Source organism: Streptomyces griseus, assembly GCF_900460065.1.
Lineage (GTDB): Bacteria > Actinomycetota > Actinomycetes > Streptomycetales > Streptomycetaceae > Streptomyces > Streptomyces griseus.
Window position 1 is genome coordinate 13,006 of sequence record NZ_UAVD01000009.1, and the last position, 22,066, is coordinate 35,071.

Sequence of the window (22,066 nt, forward strand, 5' to 3'; positions counted from 1 at the left end):
AACCGGCCGGGACGCTCCCTGCTCAGGGCCGCGTCAGCGGGGCGCGCAGCGCCGAGCGGCCCTCGCGCCACGCGGCCAGCAGGTGGTCCCCGAGGAGATCCTCCAGGTGCCCGGTCGCCTCGATGCCCAGCACGATGTCGGCCGCGAGGCCGGGCTCGTCCTCCAGCAGGCCGTCGATCACCTCGTGGCGCACCACCTGTTCGTGGACCGCGTCGGCCTCCACGTGCTCGTCGTAGAAGCGTTGGGCGGCGGGGCCCGCGCCCGCGCGGCGCAGGGCCCGGGCCAGCCTCCTCGATCCGGGGGACGAGGTGATCTCCACGGCGGCGAAGTGCCCGACGAGCGCGCCGCGCAGCCGCCGGTGCAGGCCGAAGAGGGACATCATGTTGACGGTGGCCAGGGCCTGGGCGGGCGCGACGTCGAGGTAATGGCCGTACCGGGCGTCGAGGCCGAGGTCGGTCATCAGGTCGGCGAACAGCCGCGCGTGGACGTCCTCCGCCCGCCCCGCCCCGAATTCGTCGAACTCGACGGCGACCATCGCCGCCTTCGCCCGGCCCCGGAGCCTGGGCACCACCCACAGGTGCGGATCGGCTTCCTTGAGGTGGTACAGGGAGCGCACGGCCGCGTATTCACGCAGTTGCCACAGCTCCCCCTCCCGCTGGAGGTGGTGGCTCACCCCCCGGCCGTCGTCCCCCACCGGCTCCAGCTGGAGCGTGTCCACCGCCTCCGCCACGTCGGTCCTGCCCGAGCCGCCGTCGCGGCGCAGCGCGTCCAGGAAGACGTCCTCGGCCGCCGCGCGCACGCCGAGCAGCGCGGGATCCCATTCCAGGCGCTCGTCCACCCCCGCGAACCCCCGGTAGTGGAGCTCGTACAGGACGTACAGGAGCAGCTGGAGGTCGTCCCCGTACGCGTCGGAGCGGTGGACCGCGCGGGTGTCGGGCAGCCGGGTTCCGCCGCCCGCCAGCACGGCGAGGACGCCCTCGCTCAGAGGTCCGCGCGCGGGAGGGAGCACGGGGGACGCCGCGGGGCCGGCGCCGTCAACGGGGTCGGCTGCCGGGGTCGTCGTCATCGGGGTCCTCCTCGCCCTCCTGGGGCTGTCGGCCGTCCGGGCGGCTCTCCGAGGGCCCGGCGGGCTTGCGGCGGCGGTGGCTCGTGTCGCACCAGGGGTAGGCGCGGCTGCGGCGGCAGGTGCAGATCGCGACGACGAAACGGTCGGAGCGGGTGGTCGTGCCGTCGTCGCCGACGACCTCGACCGGCCCTTCCACCAGGACCGGGCCGTCCCGGTTCACCGTCACGCGGCGGGGTCTCTCATTTCTTCCGGCCACGGATCACCACCAGTTCCTCCCTGTCCAGCCGGTCCCGCAGCAGGCCCCGGTCCCGCAGCCAGGCGGCCCGGCGGCGGGTGACCGGCCCGAAGGGGATCGTGACCCGGTCGGTCACGGAGACGGCGAAACCGCCCGCGGACAGTCGGCCGACCGTCTCCTCGGGGCGGCTCAGTCCCGACTGCACCAACAGGAGCAGGCCGCCGGGACGGAGCGCGGCGGAGGCGTCGTCACAGATGCGGTCGAGGATCACCCGGCCGTCGGGGCCCGCGTCCCAGGAGCGGCCGGGCCCGTACCGCGGCAGCGACAGGCCCGGGGCCGGAACGTAGGGGGGATTGCTGACGACGGCGTCGAACGTGTGGCCCGGCAGGGCCCTGAGCAGGTCGCCCCTGCGTACGGTGACGGGCAGGCGGGCGAGCGCGGTGTTGAGCCGCGCGGACGCCACGGCCCGGCGGCTGATGTCGACCGCGGTGACGCGGGCGCCGAGCCGGGCGGCGTGCAGGGCCAGCGCGCCGCTGCCGGTGCAGAGGTCCAGCAGGTCCGTGCCCGGGCCGATTCCCTCACGGCGCATGGCCAGGGCCAGCAGCAGCGTGTCCGTCTGCGGGCGGTAGACCCCGGGGAGCCGCACGACCCGGCCCGGGCGCGGCGCGGCCCCGGCCACCGGTGGAGCCGGGGCGGGGGCGTCCGCCGGGGTCCCGGGCGTCACGGGGCCGTCCTCGCCCTCAAAGAGCCGTACCCCTCGCATCGTGTCCTCCTGTGCGGTCGGCCGTCGTTCCACCGTCGAGCGGTTCGCGTCTCCTCGCCGGCGGGGCGGAGCCCGGTTCCGTCACCGGGCGGTCCGGTGCTCGGTGGCTCGGCGCCGCTGTACCGGAGTGACCCCGTACGGCTCCGCCAAACCCGCGGTCCGCCGTTCGTCGGGCCGTCGTACGCTGAGTCTGCCGTCCCGGCGCACCGGCGGCGAGCGGGACAGCGGCGCCGGGGGACAGTCGGGAAGGAGACCGCGGTGGGGACAGGGAGTCCGGCCGGCGCGACGGTGGCGGAGGTCATGGCCGAGCTGGCCGAGCTGGATGACCCGCGGGTCCGTGCGGTGAACGAGAGGCACGGCGACGACCACGGGGTGAACCTCGGCAGGCTGCGGGCCGTCGCGAAACGGCTCAGGACGCAGCAGGAGCTCGCGGTCCGGCTGTGGGGGACGGACGACACCGCGGCGAGACTGCTGGCCCTCCTGATCTGCCGGCCGAAGGCGTTCGGGCGCGACACGCTGGACCGCATGGTGCGCGAGGCCCGCGCGCCCAAGGTGCACGACTGGCTCGTGAACCACGTCGTGAAAAAGAGCCCGCACGCCGAGGAGCTGCGGGTGGCCTGGTCCGCCGATCCGGACCCCGCGGTCGCGAGCGCCGGGTGGGCGCTCACCACCGAGCGTGTCGCGAAGAAGCCCGAGGGGCTCGACCTCCCGGGGCTGCTGGATGTCATCGAGGCCGGGATGAAGGACGCCCCGGACCGTCTGCAGTGGGCGATGAACCACTGTCTGGCCCGGATCGGCATCGACCATCCCGGCCTCCGCGCCCGCGCCGTCGGCATCGGTGAGCGGCTGGAGGTGCTCAAGGACTATCCGACCTCGGCGGGCTGCACATCCCCGTACGCACCGGACTGGATCGCCGAGATGGTGCGGAGGCAGGAGGCCGGGTAGCGGGGCGCCCCGTGGTTCTCACCTGCCGGCGGGTGCGGGCTCGCCGCCCTCCTCCGGCGTCGGGACGGCGACGGCACCGCCGGCGGGGACGCGGCGCGGCCCGAGAAGCGTGACGGTGGTGAGCACGGCGACGACGGCGAGCGCCGCGGACACGCCCAGTACGGCCCGGGTGCCGTCGGTGACCGCCCGGGCGGTCGCCCCTCCGGAGAGGGCGAAGACGGCGCCGAGCGCCGCGGTGCCGACACCGGCGCCGAGCGAGGCGAGGGTGGAGACCGTTCCCGCGACCATGCCGACGCGTTCGGGGGCCGTGACCCGTACGGCGACCGCCATGACGGGTGCGCCGGCGATCCCGCCGCCCGCCCCCCAGGCGAGCAGCGGCGGAACCAGCGCCCACCCGGGGGTGTCGGGGGTGATCACCAGGGCCAGCGCGGCCAGGCCGACGCCCTTGAGCGCGTAGCCGGAGCCGATCACCAGGCCGGGGGGCCGGTCGCCGATGAGCTTGGAACCGACCATGCCCATGACGATCTGGGCAAGGAAGATCGGGGTCATCAGCAGGCCCGCCGCCGTCGGGCCCAGGCCGAGGCCGTCGGAGAAGTACAGCACCAGGTAGACCGAGCCGCCGATGGTCAGGGCGCGGGAGAGGAACACGGCCAGCATCGCGCCGGAGAACGCGGGACTGCCGAACATCCGGGGTTCCAGCGTCGGCGCGGGCGCCGTGAACTGGACGGCCAGGAAGGCGGTCAGCGCCGCGCAGGCGGTGAGCAGCAGGGCGGTCTCCCGCCCGGACCAGGGCGTGTCGCCGCTACGGAGCATCAGCAGCGTCGCCGCGCCGAGACCGGCCATGAGCAGCACGCTGCCGAGCCAGTCCGTGCGTCCGCCCCGCGACGCCCCCCGGGAGCGGGGCAGCACGCGTACGGCCAGCGCCCAGGCGGCCACCCCGAGGGGCAGGTTGACCGCGAAGACCGCCCGCCAGCCGAAGGTCTCGGCCAGCACCCCGCCGAGAGTCGGCGCGAGCAGGCCGGCCGCGGTCGCGAACGAGCCCCAGGCGCCGATCGCGAGGTCGCGTTCCTCGCCCTCGTAGCGGTCGGAGAGCAGCGGAATGCCGTTCACCATGATCGCGGCGGCCCCGGCCCCCTGGAGCACCCGGGCGACGTTGAGCCACAGCAGATCCGGCGCCAGGGTCGCGGCCAGCGAGGCCAGGGTGAACACGGCGATCCCGGCGAGGAACAGGGGCCGTCGGCCCCAGCGGTCCGACAGGCTTCCCACGACCTGGGTGAGCGCGCCCATGGCGACCATGTACGTCACCACCACGGACTCGACCGAGGCCCCGTCCGCGATGTCGGCGCTGATCAGCGGTGCCCCGATGGCCACGATCGTCAGGTCGACGACGACCAGGCCCGTGGAGGCCATCACGAGCACCAGCACGCCGCTCAGCGGCGGCAGGCGGCGGGACTTCGGAGCAGGCATACGGGAATCGGCCTCCGGGCTCGGTGGACACACGTGGGCGCCCGCGGGGCGAGAGCAGGGAAAGGACCTGGTCCTGTCGTCGAACTGCCGCCTGCCCTCCGGGCGACGACGGCAGTTCGGCGACAGGACCCAGCGGCCCGCGACACGGCCAGCCTGGCGTCACCGGCCACTAAAGTCAACATGTGTGAAGTTCAAGGTGGCCGTACGCTGTCGCCATGCCTGCCACGCCTCGCCGCCGACCCGCCACACGCAAGGGCCGTCCCGTCCTCACGCGCGGGATCATCGCCGCCAAGGCCCTGGAGATGGCGGGCTCACAAGGGTTCCCGTCCCTCACGATGCGAGCCCTCGCGGCCGAACTGGGCGTGACCGTGCGGGCGTTGTACAACTACGTCGAAGACCGCGAGGAAGTCGTCGCGCTGGCCGTCGACCTGATGCTGACCTCGTGGAACCCGCCCCCGCTCTCCCCCGCGGCCTGGGAGGAGTCCGTCGCCGACTACGCGGGCTCGCTGCGCGCGCTCTACCGCCGTTGGCCCCGCGCCCTGCTGATCTCCCTGGACGAGGACACGCCCCCGGCCTCGGTGCACCCGGGACGCCTGCTCAACCTGGACCGGTTCCTGCGGCTGCTGCGGGACATCGGCCTGGATCTCCCGGCGGCGCTCGCGGCGCACCGTCAGCTGTCCCTGCTCGTGCTGTCCTTCGCGCTGGTGGTCGACGGGCCCGCCGCCCGGGCCGGGGCCGACCGGACCGCGCTCGTCCCCGACGCCTGGCTCACCGACCACGCCGACCTGGACATCCCCACCCTCAGGGAGGCCGCCGCAACGCCGCTTCCCACGCCGGACGAGCAGTTCGACGAGCTCGTCTCGGCCGTCGTCGACCGGATTCGCGGCGGCCTCAGAGCCGGCTGACGAGCCGCTGTTCCGGGCCGGGCTCCCGGTGGATGGGCTCCGCTCCCCCGGTCAGCGGCAGCCCCGTACCGCCGCGCCGGGCCGAGACGATCTCCGCCGCGATGGAGAGCGCCGTCTCCTCCGGCGTACGGGCCCCGAGGTCCAGGCCGATGGGCGACCGCAGCCGGTCCAGCTCACGGTCGCTCAGACCCGCCTCGCGCAGCCGCCGCGTGCGGTCCTCGTGGGTGCGGCGGGATCCCATCGCGCCGACGAACGCGACGGGCAGCCGCAGCGCCTCCGTGAGCAGCGGCACATCGAACCGGGCCTCGTGCGTCAGCACGCACAGCACCGTGCGCCCGTCGGTGGCGGTGCGCCGGAGATAGCGGTGGGGCCAGTCGACGACGACCTCGTCGGCCTCGGGGAACCGGGCCGGGGTGGCGAAGACGGGCCGGGCGTCGCACACCGTCACGTGGTGGCCCAGGAACTTCCCGGCCCGCACCAGGGCCGCCGCGAAGTCCACCGCGCCGAAGACGATCATGCGGGGCGCCGGCACGCTGCTCTCGACGAGCAGGGTCAGGCCGCCGGGGCAGTGCGTCCCGTCCTCGGAGAGCCGGACGGTGCCGGTCCGCCCGGCCTCCAGCAGTGCGAAGGCCTCCGCCGCCGCCGTGCGGTCCAGCTCCGGGCTCCCGCCGAGCCCGCCCTCGCGGCTGCCGTCGCCGCGCACGAGCAGCGCCCGTCCCGGGAGACCGTCCGGGCCGCTCACCACCCGGGCGAGGGCCGCCGCGGTGCCGGAGACCGCGGCGGACAGCGAGGCCGCCAGCACCGCGCGTTCCGGTGAGTCGGCGCGGACCGGTGTGACCATGATGTCGATGACCCCACCGCAGGTCAGCCCGACCGCGAAGGCGTCCTCGTCGCTGTAGCCGAACTGTTCGCGCACGGTCTCGCCGTCCCGGAGCGCCCGCGCGCACAGCTCGTAGACCGCGCCCTCCACGCAGCCGCCGGAGACCGACCCGATCGCCGTGCCGTCGCTGTCCACGGCGAGCGCCGCACCGGGGCCGCGCGGCGCGCTGCCGTCGACGGAGACGACGGTGCCGACGGCGAACTCCCGGCCCTGCGCCATCCATCGGTGCAGCTCGCCGGCGATGTCAAGCATCCGCCGCTCCCCCGGCGGGGTCCGGCGCCGTCGCCGCGAGGATCCGGTCGGGGCGGATCGGGAGGTCCCGGTGGCGGACGCCGGTGGCGTGCCAGACGGCGTTGGCGACGGCCGCCGCCGCGCCCACGATGCCGATCTCCCCGATGCCCTTGATGCCGACCGGGTCGTCCGGGTCGTGGTCGTCCACCCAGTCCGCCTCGATGTCCGGGACGTCGGCGTGGGTGGCCACGTGGTAGCCGGCGAGATCGGGGGCGTAGTGGCCGCCGCTGTCGCGGTCGCGGACCGCCTCCTCGTGCAGGGCCATGGAGATGCCCCAGGTCATCCCGCCGACGAGCTGGTTGCGGGCGGTGAGCGGATTGACGATGCGGCCGGCCGCGAAGACGCCCAGCATGCGGCGCACCCGGACCTCGCCGGTGGCGGTGTCGACGGCGACCTCGGCGAACTGCGCCCCGTAGGAGTGCCGTTCCTTGCGCGCGAGGGCCCCGAGCGCGGCGGTGGTGTCGGACCGCACCGTGATGCCCTCCGGGGGCACGGCCGTGGTCACCGCGAGCCGCTCCCTCAGTTCGGCCGCGGCGGCCGTGACCGCCCAGGCCCAGGAGCGGGTGCCCATGGAACCGCCGGCGATCATCGCGTGGCCGAAGTCGCTGTCGCCGATGCGGACCCGGACGCGGTCGGGCGCGGTCTCCAGCGCGTCGGCGGCGATCAGGGTGAGCGCCGTGCGGGCTCCGGTGCCGATGTCGGCGGCGGTGATCCGTACGGTGAACGAACCGTCCGCCTCCGCCGTGACCAGGGCGGTGGACGGGGCGGCCCCGGCGCCGAAGGAGGCCGCCGCCGTGCCGGTGCCCAGCAGCCAGCGTCCGTCGCGGCGGGTGCCGGGACGCGGATCGCGGTCCGCCCAGCCGAACCTGCGCGCGCCCTCGCGGAAGCAGGCCGCCAGGTTGCGGCTGCCGAACGGGAGCCCCGAGACGGGGCCCACCTCCGGCTCGTTGCGCAGGCGCAGTTCGATCGGGTCGACACCGGCGCGCGTCGCGAGTTCGTCGAGGGCCGCCTCGATCGCGAACGACCCCGGGGCCTCCCCCGGTGCGCGCATCCAGGTCGGGGACGGCACGTCGAGCCGTACGACGTGGTTGGCGGTGCGGTGCGCCTCGGCGTCGTACATCACCCGGGCCACGCCCGCGCTGGGCTCGACGAACTCGTACACCCTCGACGTCTGGTTCAACGAGAGGTGTTCCAGGGCCAGCAGCCGGCCGTCGGGGGCCGCGCCGAGCCTGATCCGCTGGGTGGTGGGGCTTCGGTAGCCGCCCAGGGTGAACGTCTGCCGCCGGGTCAGCACCACGCGCACCGGGCGCCCCAGAGCGGTGGCGGCCATGACGGCGGACACCTGGTGGGCGCGCAGGCCCTTGCTCCCGAAGCCGCCCCCGATGTGTTCGGAGCGGACCCGCACCGAGGAGGCGTCCAGCGAGAACATCGCGGCCAGCTCGGACTGGACCCAGACGGCGCCCTGGTTGGAGTCGACGACCTCCAGCCGGCCGCCGTCCCAGCGGGCCGTCGCCGCGTGCGGCTCCATCATGCTGTGCTGCTCTTCGGGGGTGGTGTACCGCGCGTCCACCACGTGGGCGGACGCGGCCAGCCGTTCCTCCAGGTCGCCCTTCTCCGTCTCGGCCGGCATGTGGCTCGCGGCGGGGTAGGCGTCCGGGTGGCCTGCGACGAGCGCGGTGTCGTGGGGCTCCCGCTCGTACGTCACGACGAGCGCTTCGGCGGCCTCCCGGGCCTCCTCGGAGGTCTCGGCCACGACGAGCGCGACCGGCCAGCCGGCGAACGGCACCCCGTCGTGCTGGAAGACGGCGCAGGTCGGGTCCGGCGGGGTGCCGAGCATGCCGACGTAGTCGAGGTTCAGGCGGGGGGCGTTGCCGTGGTGCAGCACGGTGAGCACGCCCGGCATGCCGAGGACGGGGGCGGTGTCCACGTCGAGGATCCGGCCGCGCGCGACCGTGGACAGCACGAGCCAGCCGTGGGCCAGGTCCGGGTGCGGGATCTCGCCCGCGTAGCGGGCGGCGCCGGTGACCTTGTCGCGGCCCTCGACGCGGGTGTGGGCGACGCCGACGGCTCCGCGCACGGCCCGGGGTCCCGGCGTGGTGGTGGTCATCGGGCGTCCCTCCCGGCGAGTTCGGTGAGTACGGAGACCACGAGGTTGCGCATGAGGGTCACCTTGTATCCGTTGTCGGGCAGCGGCCGGGCGGCGGCCAGTTCGGCGTCCGCCGCGGCGGCGAAGGTCGCGCCGTCGGCCGGGGCGCCGGCCAGGACGGCTTCCGCCGCACGGGCACGCCAGGGCCGGGAGGCGACGGCTCCGAGCGCCAGGCGCGCTTCGCGTACGAGGCCGTCCTCGACGGTGAGGGCCGCGGCGACGGAGCCGATGGCGAAGGCGTAGGAGGCGCGTTCGCGCACCTTGCGGTAGCGGGAGCGGGCGGCGACGGGCGCGGCGGGCAGGCTGACATGGGTGATCAGGGCACCGGGCGGCAGGGCCGTCTCCCGGTGCGGGGTGTCGCCCACGGGGAGGTAGAAGTCGGTGAGCGGCGTCTCGCCGGGCCCGTCGGCGCTCGCGTAGGAGACCACCGCGTCGAAGGCCGTCAGCGCCACGCCCATGTCGGAGGGGTGCACGGCCACACAGTGGCCGGAGGCGCCGAGGACGGCGTGGTTGTGGTGTTCGCCGGTGACGGCGGGGCAGCCGCTGCCGGGGACGCGCTTGTTGCAGGGCTTGGAGACGTCGGTGAAGTAGCCGCAGCGGGTGCGCTGGAGGAGGTTGCCGCCCACGGTCGCCATGTTGCGCAGCTGCCCGGAGGCTCCGGCCAGCACGGCCTGGGCCAGCGCCGGGTAGCGACGGCGGACTTCGGGGTGGGCGGCGAGATCGCTGTTGGTGACGGTCGCGCCGATCCGCAGACCGCCGTCCGCCGTGGGCTCGACGCGGTCCAGGGGGAGATCCCGGACGTCGACGAGGCGGGCGGGGCGCTCCACGCCGGACTTCATCAGGTCGACGAGGTTGGTGCCGCCGCCGAGGAACCGCGCGTCCGGGTCGGCGGCGAGGAGCGCGAGGGCACCGGTGACGTCGTGGGCGCGCTGGTAGCCGAACTCCCTCATGCGGCGGTCCCCTTCGCGGCTTCCGCCCGGTGCTCGGCGTGGGACTCCGCGGCGCGGGCGACGGCCCGGACGATCGAGACGTAGGCGCCGCAGCGGCACAGGTTGCCGCTCATGCGCTCCCGGATCTCGTCGGGCGTCAGCGGTGGCGGTCCCGCCTCGGGTCCGGGGTCGTCGGTGACGGCGCTCGGCCAGCCGGCCGCGTGTTCCTCGATGACGGCGATGGCCGAGCAGATCTGGCCGGGTGTGCAGTAGCCGCACTGGTAGCCGTCGAGGTCGAGGAAGGCCTGCTGGACGGGGTGCAGTTCGTCGCCCTCGGCCACGCCTTCGATGGTGGTGATCTCGCGTCCCTCGGCCGCGACCGCGAGGCTGAGGCAGGAGACGACGCGTCGCCGGTCGACCAGGACGGTGCAGGCGCCGCACTGTCCCTGGTCGCAGCCCTTCTTGGTGCCGGTGAGGTCGAGGCGCTCGCGCAGGGCGTCGAGCAGGGTGGTGCGGTGGTCGATGGGCAGGTGGTGCTTCTCGCCGTTGATGTTCAGGGTGATCGCACTGGACGTCGACGAGGTCGCTGGGGCCATGTTCAGCCTTCTCCGGTCTCTGGTGACGAGGTATCGGACCGCCGGCCGGGACCGGCCGATCCGGCGGCCGGCGAACGCGACCGGCGCTAAGGTAGCCCTAACCGGACTGTTGTCCGCTCACGGAAAAAAACGTAACGGACAGCTGTCCGGTTAACAAGGACGGGTTTCGGCCACGAGCCCGCGAGGAGGATCCGTGTCCCAGCCGAAGAAGGACGCGCCCCTGCGTCTCGACGCGCAGCGCAATCGCGAGCGCATCCTGCGCGTGGCCATGGTCGAGCTGACGCTGCGCGCGGACGCCCCGCTGAGCACGATCGCCAGGAAGGCGGGCGTCGGGCAGGGCACGTTCTACCGCAACTTCCCGCACCGGGAGGCCCTCGTCCTGGAGGTCTACCGCTACGAGATGCAGCAGGTCGCCGACGCCGCGGGCGAGTTGCTCCGGACCCGGCCGCCCGAACGGGCCCTGCGCGAGTGGATGGACCGCCTCGCCCGCTTCGCCATGACCAAGGCGGGACTCGCGGACGCGATCCGGCTGGTCACCAGCGCACCGGGCGGCCCCGCCAAGCCGGGCCCCACCCCGGTCATGGAAGCGGCCGGAACGCTGCTCCGCGCCTGCGAGGAGGCCGGCGCCGTCCGCCCCGGGGTGACCCCGGACGACTTCTTCCTCGCCATCGCCGGTCTCTGGCAGCTCGATCCGCGCGAGGACTGGGAGCCGAGGGCCGGCCGGCTGCTGGATTTCGTCATGGACGGACTGCGCGTCGGGGCCGCCGGACGGTGACGGGGCCGCTCGCCCCAGCGTGTCGGCGGCCCGTGTGATGATGCCCCGTACAGCGCCCGGACCTGGGGAGGGACCGAGCGCCACACACACGACGGGAGCGGCGGGTTGAGCAAGGGCGGGGCGTCCGTACCGGACGAGGAGTGGGAGCGTTTCCTGAAGGACGCCGAGGCCGGGGGCCGGGGGGCGCCCGAGGAGCCGTCGGCGCGGGCCCGGATGGTGGCGCGGCGCCTCCGGGAGGAGTCCGGCCCGCCCGCGGGGTGGCGGACGCACACGCCGGCCCGGCGGCGCGGGGGCAGGGGCTGGGCCGCCCTCGGTGTGGCTGCCGCCGTCGCCGTCGTGGTCGTGGCCGTCGGCCCCTGGGGGATCGGCAGTTGGTTCGACGAGGGCGACGGTGCGAACGCCACGCCCCTGGCCGCGGAGTCGGAGCGCCCCACCGGTGCGCCCGCGCGGGAGGCCGCGGAACGCCCTCCCACCCTGGACGAGCCGTTCAGGGGGTCGCCGGCCGCGCGATGGGGCGACGGGGCGGCGGGCATCCATCTGCCGGAGGCGCGGGCGACCGGCTGGATGAGCAGGACCGAGGTCGCCCAGGCGCTCACGAGGACCAGGGACTTCCTCGCCGCGTCCAGCCTCGACCCCGCCGTGCTGCGCGGCGAGCGGCCGGACAGGGCCATCGCGCTGATCAACCCGCACCAGTCGGACGTGCGGAGCTTCCTCGGGAAGGCGTTCGGCGCGCCCGACCGTGAGAACGATCCGCTCCTGCTGTTCAGCCGCTTCCGGTCCTCCGATGTGCGGCCGGCCGGGGACGTGGTCAAGACGCGCGGTCGGGTCACCTTCCGGGAGGGCGAGCGGGGTGCGCTGGAGGTGTCCACCGACATCACCTACGTCTACCCGGTCGTACGCGCCGAGGGGGACAGCGACGAGGTGGCACGCACCATCGTGCGCCGCGAGGTGGTGATGAGCTGGGACGACCCGTCGAAGATCGTGACCGAGCCGGGGACGTTCTCCCTCGTCTCCTACCGCATCGACACCACCAACGGCGGGTGCGACACCTACACCGGCTATCTGACCCCCGCGTTCCTCGCCGAGCGCACCGACGCCGCGGCGGGTGACGGCGCCGAGGTCGACCCGTACGACCGGAGCACGACGATGGAGGAGCGCATGCGGGAGACCGAGGACGAGGGCTGCGGAACCGCCACCCGCTCCTGAGCGCGCGGCCCGTGGCGTCCGGCCGGATGGAACACCGTGGTCCGGTGCCGGACAGCGTCGCGGACCGGTGGTCGCGCCCCGGGGCGGGGTGGGGCGCGACCGGTGCGTCGCCGTCTGCCGGTTCAGCCCCGGGCGGGTCCGCCCGTGCCGTCGGCAGGTGTGCGCGCCAGTGCGTCGGCGAAGCGGGACGTCAGCGCGGTGGGTGCGGTGATGGCGGTGCCGACCACGACGCTGTGGGCGCCGCGGGCGAGCGCCTCGGCCGCCTCCTCGGGGGTGTTGACGCGCCCTTCGGCGACGACGGGTACGGAGATCGCGGCCGCCAGGGAGGCCACCAGGTCGAGATCCGGTCCGGTCTGCTGCACGGTCCCCGGCACATAGCCGGACAGGGTGGTGGAGACGAAGTCCGCGCCCTGTCCGGCGGCGGTGATCCCCTCGGCGAGGGTGGCGACGTCGGCCATGACGAGGGCGCCCGCTCCGTGCACGGCGGCGACGAGTTCGGCGAAGGTGGAGCCGTCCGGGCGCGGCCGGTCGGTGGCGTCGGCGGCGACCACGGCGGCGCCCGAGGCGGCGACGGCCAGGGCGTGCCGGACGGTCGGGGTGATGTACACCCCGGTGTCGCCGTCCTTCCACAGGCCGATGACCGGCAGGTCCACCGCCGCCGCGATGGCCGCGACGACCTCCGGTTCGTTGGCGCGGATCGCGGCGCCGCCGCCGGCGGCTGCGGCGAGCGCGAGGCGGACGAGGGTGCCGGTCTCCCGCATCGGGTCCCCGGGGGGCGCCTGGCAGGAGACGATCAGCCGGCCCCGGAGGGTGGCGGCCAGGTTCTGTGCGTTCATCGGTGGGCTCCCGGACGGTGGAGGGGAAGGGTGGCGGGCAGGGCCGCGGCGCCGCGTACGGCGGCGTCCCCGCCGTGCAGCGGGGGTTCGGGGAGGAGTCCCCGCAGGGGCGGCATCAGTTCGGCGGCGAAGGCCGCGGCCAGCGCGTCGTGGTACAGCGCGCCGATCCGGGGGACTCCCCCGCCGACGACGACCCGGTCGGGGCCGAGGGCGTTGGCCAGGCCGCCGAGGACCCGGCCGGCCGCCGCCGCGCCGGTGGTGATGGCCCGTACGGCGGCCCGGTCGCCTCCGGCGGCGCGGGCGGCGACCGTTTCGAGCCGGTCCGGCGGGCTGCCGGTGAGCCGTGCGTAGTGGGCGGCGATGCCCGGACCGGAGGCGATGACCTCCAGGTGTCCGGTGGCGCCGCAGGTGCAGGGCAGTCCGGCCGCCTCGGCGCTGGGCAGATGGCCGAGGTGGCCGGCGATGCCGGCGGCGCCGTGCAGCATCCGCCCGTCGACGGCGAGGGCGCCTCCCACACCGGTGCCGACGGCCGCGTACAGCAGCGAACCGCGGTGGCCGGTCAGGGCGGCGAGTTCGGGTCCCGCCGTGGCGCGCACGTCGTTGTCGCAGGCCACGGGCAGGCCCGTACGGTCCGCGAGGCCGGCGCCGAGCGCGGTGCCGGCCCAGCCCCGGATGGAGTCGGTGGCGCTGGTGACCCTGCCGCTGCGGGGGTCGACGACCCCGGCGGCGGCGACGCCGATCAGGGAGGCCAGTCCCTCGGGGTCGACCTCGGCCGCCGCCGCGGCGAGCGCGTCGAGCACGGCGGCGGCGCCCTCCCGGGCGGGGGTGGCCCGGGTGCGCCGGACCAGCACCTCCCCGTCGGGGGCGAAGAGGGCCGCCGCGATCTTCGTGCCCCCGAGGTCGAGGCCGATGACCACGGCTCCGGTCGTCCGCCCGCTCATCGGACCGGCGGCAGACCGGCGCCGCGCAGCCGCTCCGCGACGGAGGCGGCGGACGCGGCGGACAGCGGGATCTGCGGGAAGGCGGTCGCGCCGCGGTCGATGACGCCGAGCAGCCGCAGCGCCTCCTTGAAGGATCCGAGCGCGGACGAGCTGCGGCCCATCTCCTGCTCGGGGCCGGCGTCGACCAGGGCGAACAGCTCGACGAGCCGCTCCTGTTCCCGGGCGGCGAGCGTCCAGTCCCCCGCCCGCGCGGCGTCGTACAGCCGTACGTAGCCGGCCGGATCGACGTTGCCGAGCCCGGGGACGACGCCGTCGGCTCCGGCCAGCAGGGCCGCGTCCACGGTGAGTTCGGAGCCGGTCAGCACGGTGAAGTGCGGTGCCGGACCCCGGTCCCTGCCCCCGCGTCCGCCCAGTTCGACGAGGAGCCTGCGCAGACCGCCCTCGTCGCCGCTGCTGTCCTTGAGGCCGGCCAGGGTGCCGTCCTCGGCCAGTTCGCGGATCAGGGTGGCGGAGAGCTTGGAGTGCACGGCGACCGGGATGTCGTAGGCGAACAGCGGCAGGTCGACGTCCGCCCGCAGCCTGCGGAAGTGCCCGGCGATCTCGTTGGGGTGGGTGCGGGTGTAGAAGGGCGCCGTCGCGACGAGGGCGTCGGCGCCCAGCTCCGCGGCGGTCCGGGCGTGGGCGAGCACCCGGGGGGTCGTGGTGTCGATGACCCCGGCCAGGACGGGGACCCGACCGGCGGCGGCGGTGACGACGGTCTTCAGGGCGGTGGCCCGCCGGTCGTCCGTCAGGTAGGCGACCTCGCTGGTCGAACCGAGGGCGAACAGGGCGTGCACGCCGCCGTCGACGAGGTGGCCGACGAGCCGGGCGAGGGAGGCCGTGTCGACCTCGCCCCGGTCGTCGAGCGGAGTGCAGACCGGCGGTACGACGCCGCGCAGCGGTGCGGTCAGGGACATGGTGGGAGAGCTCCAGCTCGCTCGGGACGCCGGTCTTTCGCCTTTCGCCCGGAAGGGAGGACGAGACCAGGACATGAGACGTAAGATGTCTTACGTCTGGCTTAGCTTAAGCCGATGCCCCGGCGGCCGGTCAAGAGGCCGCGGCGGCCGACGACACCCCCAGGAGGACGGTTGTGGCCCGCCCCACCATGGCGCAGGACATCGAGCGCAGGATCAAGGAACTGATCCTCGACCGGGCGCTCGGCCCGGGCGATCCGCTCCCCACCGAACCGGAGCTGATGGAGCTGTTCGCCGCCGGGCGGGTCTCGGTGCGCGAGGCGCTCAAGGCGTTGCAGGCCGTGAACGTCGTGGAGATCCGGCGGGGCTTCGGCACCTTCGTCGGCTCGCTCTCGCTGACGCCCTTCGCCGAGGGGCTGGCCTTCCGGGCGGTCGTGCGCCACGGTCGGGGCGAGCCGGGGCTGCTGGAGCTGATGAAGGTGCGCGAGGCGCTGGAGACCGGCCTGGTCGGCGCCGTCAGCGCCGGCATCCCCGCCGGGGACCTGGCGGTGCTGCGGAGTCTGGTCGCCACGATGGAGGCCGAGGCGGCCCGGGACGGCCGGGTCGCCCGGGCGACCGACCGCGCCTTCCACCTGGCGCTCTACGCCTCGCTCGACAACCACCTGCTCAGTGAGGTGCTGGACGCTTTCTGGGCGGCGATGGACCGGGTGCGCACCAGTACGGACGACGGCCACCAGGACCCCGGCACCACCTGCCGCCAGCACCACGAGATCGTCGTGGCGGTGGCGGCGGGCGACGGGGTCCGGGCGGCCTCGGCGATGCGCGCCCACTTCGACGGCATCCGCGCCCGTCTGGAGCGGCACCCGTCCGGGGGCGGTTACGGGGTCACGGTCACCGACCGGCTGCCCGAGGCCTGCTTGCCGTCGGCCTTGTAGGTCACCGTCAGGCGGGCGTCGCCGGTCGCGCCCGCCGGGATCGTGACCGGGACCTTGATGTTCGCTCCCTGGCCGGGCCGGACCGCCGGGAACGCCACCTGCCTCGTGCTCCAGCCGGCGGGTACGGCCAGGTCGAGCGTGCCCGCGCTGCGCGTGACGTCCATCCGGTTGACGACGCGTACGGTCACCTCGGCGGTGGTCCCGGCCCTCAGCGTGGCCGGGGGCGTGATGGTGATGTCCGCGCAGGTGCCGCCGAGCCACTTCAGGTCGAAGGAGGAGTAGGTGATGTGCCGGTAGTCGGCGCGCTCGTAGAGCAGCCCGAGCCGGCCGTCCGGCAGCCGGGTCAGCGTCGAGTAGGCGGCGCTGCCCGGGTCGACGACCTTGCGGATCGGCCAGGTCCTGCCGTTGTCGCAGGACATCTTCACGGTCAGGTTCTTGCGCGCGGTGCTGTCGGTGTTGCTGAACAGCAGCCAGGATGCCTGGGGGTGGGAGGCGGGGACGTCGGGGGCGTAGCGGATGACCGAGCCGTTGTTCGCCGGGTCGGGGAGGTCGGTGTCCTGGACGAACGGTGTGTAGGTGACGCCGCCGTCGCTGGAGTACGCGACGGTCCGGTAGGGCGCGGAGCGGTTGTTGAGCATGATCCGGCCGTCGCTGAGCTCGACGGTCTTGTTCTCGTCGCCGCCGGGACCGACCGGGGTGCCCGTCTTCCAGGTCGCTCCGTGGTCGTCGCTGTAGGCGCTGACGGCGTAGTTGGCTCCGTTGTTCCGGATGGCGTACTGCTGGATCAGCCGCCCCTCGTACGCGCCGTGGCGCACCTGGATTCCTTCGCCGGAGGCCGCGAACATACCGGCCCAGGCGGGGTTCTTGATCTGCTTCGTGATGCGGCGGTGGGTCCAGGTGACGCCGTCGTCGTCCGAGTAGCTGTAGTCGGCCTGGAGGATGTTCGGGTCGCTCTCGTCGTTGCCGGTGCCCGAGCCGAAGAAGCCCTGGTTCACGGAGCCCGCGTAGAAGACGAAGATCCGGCCGGTCGTGCGGTCGACGAGGAGGCTGGGGTCGCCGAATCCCTTGGGGGCCGCTTCCTTGCGGACGACCTGCTGGCTCTCCCAGGTGGCGCCTCCGTCGGTGCTGCGCCGTACGACGACGCCGAGGTTGCCGGGGAGGTCGCCGAGCGTGGGGCGGGTGTCGTAGGCGGCGATCAGCGTGCCCCGGACGGAGGTGGTGAGCGCGGGGATGCGGTAGTGGGGGGAGCCGACGCCCTGGGTCGCGATGTCCTGGGAGGTCAGCTCACCGGGGGCGGCGGCCGGTGCGCCGTGGGCGGTGCCGGCGGTGGTGGCCACCAGGAGGGCGGCGGACAGCATGGCGACGGTGACTCTGCGCTGCATGGGCGATCTCTCTTCTCATGAGGGGAGACGTGCGGACGGAGCGTTCCGTGGTCGGACGCGACCGGTCAGGCGCGGTCGGTCCGGTCGGCCGGGAGGCCCGCGAACAGGGCGCGCACCCAGGCCAGTTGTTCGGCCCGGTGGTGTTCGGCGCCGCCCTCGTGCCCGTTGAACTCGTAGACGCGCACGTCCTTGGGGCCCGCGTACCGGTTGTAGGCCGTGAAGCAGGTGGAGGGTGGACAGATGTCGTCCGCCATCGCGATGGAGAACAGCGCGGGGGCGGTGGCCCGGGTGGCGTGGTGGGCCCCGTCGAAGTACGACAGGGTGTGGAACACCGGCTCGACGCGGTCGCGGTGGAGCCGGAGGTAGGCGGCGATCTCGGTGTACGGGGGCGTCGCGGCGATCCGCGCGGCGCGGGGGATGTTGCACAGGAACGGCACGTCCGGCATCACTCCGGCGAGCCCCGGCACGAGCCCGGCCACGGCCAGCGCGATGCCCCCGCCCTGGCTGACCCCGGTCACCACGATGCGGGCGGGATCGACCTCGGGGTGCTCGCGCATCGCCCGCACGCAGCGGACCGCGTCGGTGAACACCCGCCGGTAGTAGTGCGTCGCGGGACTCTCGACGCCCCGGGTCAGGAAGCCCGGCACGGACCCGGCGGAGCCGGGGTCGGTGTCGGGGGTGTCGCCGGTCGCCGAGGACCAGCCCTGGCCGCGGGTGTCCATGACCAGGTGCGCGTATCCGGCGCAGGCCCACATCAGCTGCTCGTGGGCCAGGCCCCGGCCGCGCCCGTACCCGAGGAACTCCACGACGCAGCCGAGCGGCCCGGTGGCCCCGGCGGGCATGCGCAGCCATCCCCGTACGGGACGGCCGTCGTGGCCCGGGACGCTCACGTCGTAAGCGCGGACCTGCACCAGCCCGCTGTCGACCTCGTCGAACCGGGGTCGCCGGTCCGGTGCGCCGCCGGGGGCCCGCTCGTCCAGGGTGTCGGACCAGAAGGCGTCGAAGCCGTCGGGAAGCGGCAGTTCGGGCCGGTAGGCGCGGCATTCCGCGAGCGTGAGATCGGCCGACGGCATGGCGGTGCCCTCCTGGAGGGATGAGGAAAGCGACAGGACAGAAGACGTCAGATGTCCTGATGGCAAACCAGACCGTAGGGAGCCGCGGGGCCGCCCGTCAAGGGCCGGGCCGCCCCGCGCTCCCACCGCGAAGGGCCGGGCGCGAGCGCGCCGGCCGCGATCAGCCCTCGCTCTCCCCGCGCGCCCTGGCCTCCGCGATCCGGCGTCTGACCGGGGCGTAGTGCTCGCCGAGCGCCTTCAGGAACGCGGGGACGTCGCCCTCGCGGGCCGCGTCCACGATGTTCTGGTGGGCGGCGACGGTCTCGGCCTCGTCGGCGTGCGTGAACCCCTGCAGATGCGGCGCGACGATCGTGTAGACGTCCCAGAAGGCCATCGAGAGCTGGCCGATCAGATCGTTGCCGAGCGGCGCCACGAGCAGCGCGTGGAAGGCGCGGTCCGCCGCGACGAAGCCGTGCCCGTCGCCCACGCCGGTCTCGCGCATGGTCGCCACCAGACTGTCCAGCCGGTCCAGCTCCTCGGCGTCCAGCGAGGAGATGATCCGGTCGGCCATGCCCCGTTCGAAAAGCTCGCGCACGTCGACGAGGTCGGCCATCACCTGGAAGTCGTCGTCGGGCGAGAGCAGCCCCCGGAAGGTGAGGCTCTCCACCAGCGCCGACAGGCTCAGCCGGCCGACGTACGTCCCGTGGCCGTGACGGACTTCGACGATGTCGAGCGCGGCAAGGATCTTGACGGCCTCCCGGACGCTGGAACGGCTGGCGCCGAGCGTCTCGCACAGGGCCGGTTCCGTCGGCAACGGGTCGCCCGGGCGCAGCCGTTCGTCGAGGATGTACCGCTTGATGCCCTCGACGACCTCCTGCCGCAACAGGGTGCGACCGGGTCTCGCGCCGGACATAGGTGAACTCCCCACCTCTTGACCCCTCTCGATTGTCGAGCTACGTTCCCACGCTATCAAGGCATCAGACATCTGACGTCTGACGCTCTCGCCGATCAGGCGTCCCGATAGCCTTCGAAAATCCGTTCTCCACCCATTCCTCACCAACGTCCTTTGGAGGACCCGTGCCCGAGCTGAGGCCAGCCGGCGTCGAGCGCCGCACCTTCCTGCGTTACACCAGTGCCCTCGGCGCGGCAGCCGCCATCACGGCAGGCCTTTCGGCTTGCGGCGGGCCCTCCTCGACCGCCGACGGAGCGGCCGCGAAGGGCGACGGCAACGGCACCATCGAGGCGGGTCTGTCGTACCCCCTCTCGACCGGTTTCGACCCGATGATCACGTCGGGCGCCACCCCGTACGCCGCCAATATGCACATCTTCGAGGGGCTCGTAGATCTCGATCCCGCAACACTCGTGGCACGCCCCGCGCTGGCCACCGAGATGCCGAAGAAGATCAACGCCACCACCTACCGCGCCACCCTGCGCGACGGCGCGACCTTCCACGACGGCTCACCGGTCACCGCCGAGGACGTCGTCTTCAGCTTCGAGCGCATCCTCGACGAGAAGAACGCGTCGCTGATGGCGCAGTTCGTGCCGTTCATCGACACGGTCACGGCGGTCGACGCGAAGACCGTCGAGTTCAAGCTCCGGCACGCCTTCGCACTCTTCCCCTCCCGGATAGCCGTCGCCCGGATCGTGCCCAAGAAGATCGTCGAGGCGGACGTCAAGGGCTTCGACGCCAAGCCCGTCGGCTCGGGGCCGTACCGGTTCGTCGAGGCGACCCGCGAGGACAAGATCGTCTTCGAGAAGTACGCGAAGTACAACGGCCCGCACCCGGCGAAGGCCCAGAAGATGGTCTGGCGCCTGATGTCCGACCAGTCGGCCCGCGTCAGCGCCATGGAGTCCGGCCGCGTCCAGGCGATCGAGGACGTCCCGTACATCGACGTCCAGCGGCTCTCCGCCACCGCGAAGACCGAGTCCGTGCAGTCCTTCGGCCTTCTCTTCCTGATGTTCAACACGGCGGACAAGCGCTTCGCCGACAAGCGGGTGCGCCAGGCCCTGCACTACGCCCTGGACACCGAGAAGATCATCAAGACCGCGATGGTCGGCAACGCGACGGCCGCCACCGGCTACGTCCCCACCACCCACCCCGACTACCACAAGGCCGCCACCGCCTACACCCACGACGTGGCGAAGGCGAAGAAGCTGCTGGCCGACGCGGGCGTGGGCAAGCTGAAGTTCACCGTGCTCACCACGGACACCGGGTGGGTCAAGGACATCGCCCCGCTGCTCAAGGAGAGCTGGGCCGCGGCCGGCATCGAGGCCACCTTGGACATCGCCCAGTCCGCCGCCCAGTACGCCAAGGTCGACGGCGGGGACTTCGAGGTCATGGTGGCCCCGGGCGACCCCTCGGTCTTCGGCAACGACGTCGACCTCCTGATGCGCTGGTTCTACTACGGCTTCTGGCCCGAGAAGCGCTACGCGTGGGCCGGCTCCCCCGCGTACAAGAAGGTCAAGCAGCTCCTCGACAAGGCCGCCCGGGCGGCCGACGAGGCGACGCGCAAGCAACTGTGGGGCGAGATCACCGATCTGGTCGCCGACGAGGCCGCGCTCTACCCGATCCTGCACCGCAAGCTGCCCACCGCCTGGAACGACAAGGCGCTCCCCGGCTTCAAGCCGCTGCCCACCACGGGCCTGTCCTTCGTGGACGTCGGCCGCGCCTGACGTCCACCCGGTCCGGGCCGCCGCCTGCCGGGCCCCGTCGTCACACCGCCGCCCGCCCACCACGGGCGACCGCGGCGGTGTGAGGGCGGGACCCGGGCGGCCCTGACCCGCCCTCCGCCCGATCGCAAGGAACCCGACGATGGTTGCTTTTCTCCGGCTCGCGCTGCGCCGCGTCGCGATGATGCCGGTGATGATTCTCGGCATCGCACTGCTGGTCTTCGTGGTGCTGCAGTTCTCGCCGGCCGACCCGGCCTACAACGCGCTCGGGGAGAGCGCCGGACCTGAGGCCAGGGAAGCCTTCGCGGAGGCCAACGGGCTCAACGACCCGTTGCCGGTCCGCTACTTCGACTTCCTCGGCCAACTGCTCCACTTCGACCTCGGGATGACCGTCCCACCGAGCCAGCCCGTGATCGACCGGATCACGGCAGCGTTCCCGCTCACCCTCCAACTGACCTTCCTCGGGCTGTTCCTCGCGGTCACGCTCGCCGTCATCGGCGGTGTCCTGGGCGCGATGTACCGCGACCGGTGGCCCGACCAGCTGTTCCGGGTGCTGTCCATGGCCGGGGTCGCCATTCCCTCGTTCTGGCTCGGCGTCCTGCTCATCCAGCAGTTCGCGCTGAACACCCGGATCTTCCCGACCGGCGGGTACACCAACCCCGCCGACTCCTTCAGCGGCTGGCTCACGACCATGGCCCTGCCCGCCGTTTCACTCGCGGTGCCGGTCGCCGCGTCGCTCGCCCGGCTCGTCCGCACCTCGATGGTCGCCGAACTGGACCGCGACTACGTACGCACCGCCCGGGGCAACGGACTGCCGGTGTTCCTGGTGATCCGCTCGGTGCTGCGCAACGCGCTGGTCACCCCGCTCACCGTGCTCGGCGTCAAGGTCGGCTACCTGCTCAGCGGCGCCGTGGTCATCGAAGCGATCTTCGACCTGCCCGGCATGGGCAAACTCATCCTCGAAGGTGTCACCGGCGGCGACGTCGCCCTGGTCCAGGGCACCGTGCTGACCATCGCCATCGCCTTCCTGGTGGTCAACGTCGTCGTCGACCTGCTCTACCTGCTGGTCAATCCGCGCATCAGGACGGTGTGA

21 protein-coding genes are annotated in these 22,066 nt (G+C 73.7%); 7 read left to right on the top strand and 14 right to left on the bottom strand.

The features are described 5' to 3' along the window. Positions 1-22: 22 nt before the first annotated feature. From DTB53_RS05030 to DTB53_RS05040, 3 genes are read right to left on the bottom strand one after another with little or no spacing between them, the layout of a single operon-like run. The gene (locus DTB53_RS05030; RefSeq protein WP_042497677.1) at positions 23-1,066 is read right to left on the bottom strand and encodes an iron-containing redox enzyme family protein; all 1,044 of its coding nucleotides are present in this window, start codon (positions 1,064-1,066) and stop codon (positions 23-25) included. Continuing rightward, positions 1,035-1,292, bottom strand: coding sequence for a CDGSH iron-sulfur domain-containing protein (locus DTB53_RS05035; protein WP_003970756.1), 258 nt, complete (start codon positions 1,290-1,292; stop codon positions 1,035-1,037). Before DTB53_RS05035 ends, DTB53_RS05030 begins: the two co-directional genes overlap by 32 nt. 13 nt (positions 1,293-1,305) lie before the next feature. After that, complete coding sequence (locus DTB53_RS05040; protein WP_012381948.1) at positions 1,306-2,064, bottom strand: HemK2/MTQ2 family protein methyltransferase; 759 nt, start codon at positions 2,062-2,064, stop codon at positions 1,306-1,308. A 258-nt stretch (positions 2,065-2,322) separates the two neighbouring features. Here DTB53_RS05040 and DTB53_RS05045 point away from each other — a divergent pair, with 258 nt between their 5' ends. Further along, complete coding sequence (locus DTB53_RS05045) at positions 2,323-3,009, top strand: DNA alkylation repair protein (RefSeq protein WP_012381947.1); 687 nt, start codon at positions 2,323-2,325, stop codon at positions 3,007-3,009. A gap of 18 nt (positions 3,010-3,027) precedes the next feature. On the opposite strand, the gene DTB53_RS05050 is transcribed toward DTB53_RS05045, so the two are convergent. Next, positions 3,028-4,476 carry an MFS transporter gene (locus DTB53_RS05050; RefSeq protein ID WP_012381946.1) on the bottom strand — a complete coding sequence of 483 codons (1,449 nt, stop codon included), beginning with the start codon at positions 4,474-4,476 and terminating at the stop codon, positions 3,028-3,030. Between the two features lie 215 nt (positions 4,477-4,691). On the opposite strand from DTB53_RS05050, the gene DTB53_RS05055 reads away from it, so the two are divergent. Continuing rightward, positions 4,692-5,381 carry a TetR/AcrR family transcriptional regulator gene (locus tag DTB53_RS05055; RefSeq protein WP_003970752.1) on the top strand — a complete coding sequence of 230 codons (690 nt, stop codon included), beginning with the start codon at positions 4,692-4,694 and terminating at the stop codon, positions 5,379-5,381. Here the strand turns inward: DTB53_RS05055 and DTB53_RS05060 are convergent. From DTB53_RS05060 to DTB53_RS05075, 4 genes are read right to left on the bottom strand one after another with little or no spacing between them, the layout of a single operon-like run. Further along, positions 5,368-6,513: an XdhC family protein gene (locus DTB53_RS05060; protein WP_012381945.1), complete on the bottom strand. Its 1,146-nt coding sequence runs from the start codon at positions 6,511-6,513 to the stop codon at positions 5,368-5,370. The genes DTB53_RS05055 and DTB53_RS05060 overlap by 14 nt on opposite strands. Next, positions 6,506-8,659 carry a xanthine dehydrogenase family protein molybdopterin-binding subunit gene (locus tag DTB53_RS05065; protein ID WP_003970750.1) on the bottom strand — a complete coding sequence of 718 codons (2,154 nt, stop codon included), beginning with the start codon at positions 8,657-8,659 and terminating at the stop codon, positions 6,506-6,508. Before DTB53_RS05065 ends, DTB53_RS05060 begins: the two co-directional genes overlap by 8 nt. Further along, positions 8,656-9,648, bottom strand: a complete 993-nt coding sequence (locus DTB53_RS05070; protein ID WP_012381944.1) for an FAD binding domain-containing protein — start codon at positions 9,646-9,648, stop codon at positions 8,656-8,658. Before DTB53_RS05070 ends, DTB53_RS05065 begins: the two co-directional genes overlap by 4 nt. Beyond that, positions 9,645-10,223 carry a (2Fe-2S)-binding protein gene (locus DTB53_RS05075; protein WP_012381943.1) on the bottom strand — a complete coding sequence of 193 codons (579 nt, stop codon included), beginning with the start codon at positions 10,221-10,223 and terminating at the stop codon, positions 9,645-9,647. The genes DTB53_RS05070 and DTB53_RS05075 overlap by 4 nt, the downstream gene beginning before the upstream one ends. A gap of 193 nt (positions 10,224-10,416) precedes the next feature. Here DTB53_RS05075 and DTB53_RS05080 point away from each other — a divergent pair, with 193 nt between their 5' ends. Together DTB53_RS05080 and DTB53_RS05085 are read left to right on the top strand one after the other, a co-directional pair. After that, on the top strand, positions 10,417-10,998 hold the full coding sequence (locus DTB53_RS05080) for a TetR/AcrR family transcriptional regulator (protein ID WP_012381942.1): 582 nt from the start codon (positions 10,417-10,419) through the stop codon (positions 10,996-10,998). 105 nt (positions 10,999-11,103) lie between these two features. Next, positions 11,104-12,204: a hypothetical protein gene (locus DTB53_RS05085; RefSeq protein ID WP_012381941.1), complete on the top strand. Its 1,101-nt coding sequence runs from the start codon at positions 11,104-11,106 to the stop codon at positions 12,202-12,204. Positions 12,205-12,326: 122 nt separating this feature from the next. On the opposite strand, the gene DTB53_RS05090 is transcribed toward DTB53_RS05085, so the two are convergent. The 3 genes from DTB53_RS05090 to DTB53_RS05100 are packed head-to-tail and all read right to left on the bottom strand — an operon-like array spanning position 12,327 to position 14,937. Beyond that, the gene (locus DTB53_RS05090) at positions 12,327-13,040 is read right to left on the bottom strand and encodes an N-acetylmannosamine-6-phosphate 2-epimerase (protein WP_012381940.1); all 714 of its coding nucleotides are present in this window, start codon (positions 13,038-13,040) and stop codon (positions 12,327-12,329) included. After that, complete coding sequence (locus tag DTB53_RS05095) at positions 13,037-13,981, bottom strand: ROK family protein (protein ID WP_012381939.1); 945 nt, start codon at positions 13,979-13,981, stop codon at positions 13,037-13,039. Before DTB53_RS05095 ends, DTB53_RS05090 begins: the two co-directional genes overlap by 4 nt. Then, the gene (locus DTB53_RS05100) at positions 13,978-14,937 is read right to left on the bottom strand and encodes a dihydrodipicolinate synthase family protein (RefSeq protein ID WP_012381938.1); all 960 of its coding nucleotides are present in this window, start codon (positions 14,935-14,937) and stop codon (positions 13,978-13,980) included. Before DTB53_RS05100 ends, DTB53_RS05095 begins: the two co-directional genes overlap by 4 nt. A gap of 173 nt (positions 14,938-15,110) precedes the next feature. On the opposite strand from DTB53_RS05100, the gene DTB53_RS05105 reads away from it, so the two are divergent. After that, complete coding sequence (locus DTB53_RS05105) at positions 15,111-15,869, top strand: FadR/GntR family transcriptional regulator (RefSeq protein ID WP_003970742.1); 759 nt, start codon at positions 15,111-15,113, stop codon at positions 15,867-15,869. Here the strand turns inward: DTB53_RS05105 and DTB53_RS05110 are convergent. The 3 genes from DTB53_RS05110 to DTB53_RS05120 form a co-directional block, all read right to left on the bottom strand. Next, the gene (locus DTB53_RS05110) at positions 15,812-17,251 is read right to left on the bottom strand and encodes a sialidase family protein (protein ID WP_012381937.1); all 1,440 of its coding nucleotides are present in this window, start codon (positions 17,249-17,251) and stop codon (positions 15,812-15,814) included. The two genes, DTB53_RS05105 and DTB53_RS05110, sit on opposite strands and share 58 nt — an antisense overlap. 65 nt (positions 17,252-17,316) lie before the next feature. Then, entirely contained in the window at positions 17,317-18,324 is a 1,008-nt protein-coding gene (locus tag DTB53_RS05115) for an acetylxylan esterase (RefSeq protein WP_012381936.1), read from the bottom strand. 160 nt (positions 18,325-18,484) lie between these two features. Continuing rightward, positions 18,485-19,216, bottom strand: a complete 732-nt coding sequence (locus tag DTB53_RS05120; RefSeq protein WP_012381935.1) for a FadR/GntR family transcriptional regulator — start codon at positions 19,214-19,216, stop codon at positions 18,485-18,487. A gap of 164 nt (positions 19,217-19,380) precedes the next feature. Here DTB53_RS05120 and DTB53_RS05125 point away from each other — a divergent pair, with 164 nt between their 5' ends. Both DTB53_RS05125 and DTB53_RS05130 read left to right on the top strand, forming a co-directional pair. After that, complete coding sequence (locus DTB53_RS05125; RefSeq protein WP_003970738.1) at positions 19,381-20,976, top strand: ABC transporter substrate-binding protein; 1,596 nt, start codon at positions 19,381-19,383, stop codon at positions 20,974-20,976. Positions 20,977-21,115: 139 nt separating this feature from the next. Further along, entirely contained in the window at positions 21,116-22,066 is a 951-nt protein-coding gene (locus DTB53_RS05130; protein WP_012381934.1) for an ABC transporter permease, read from the top strand.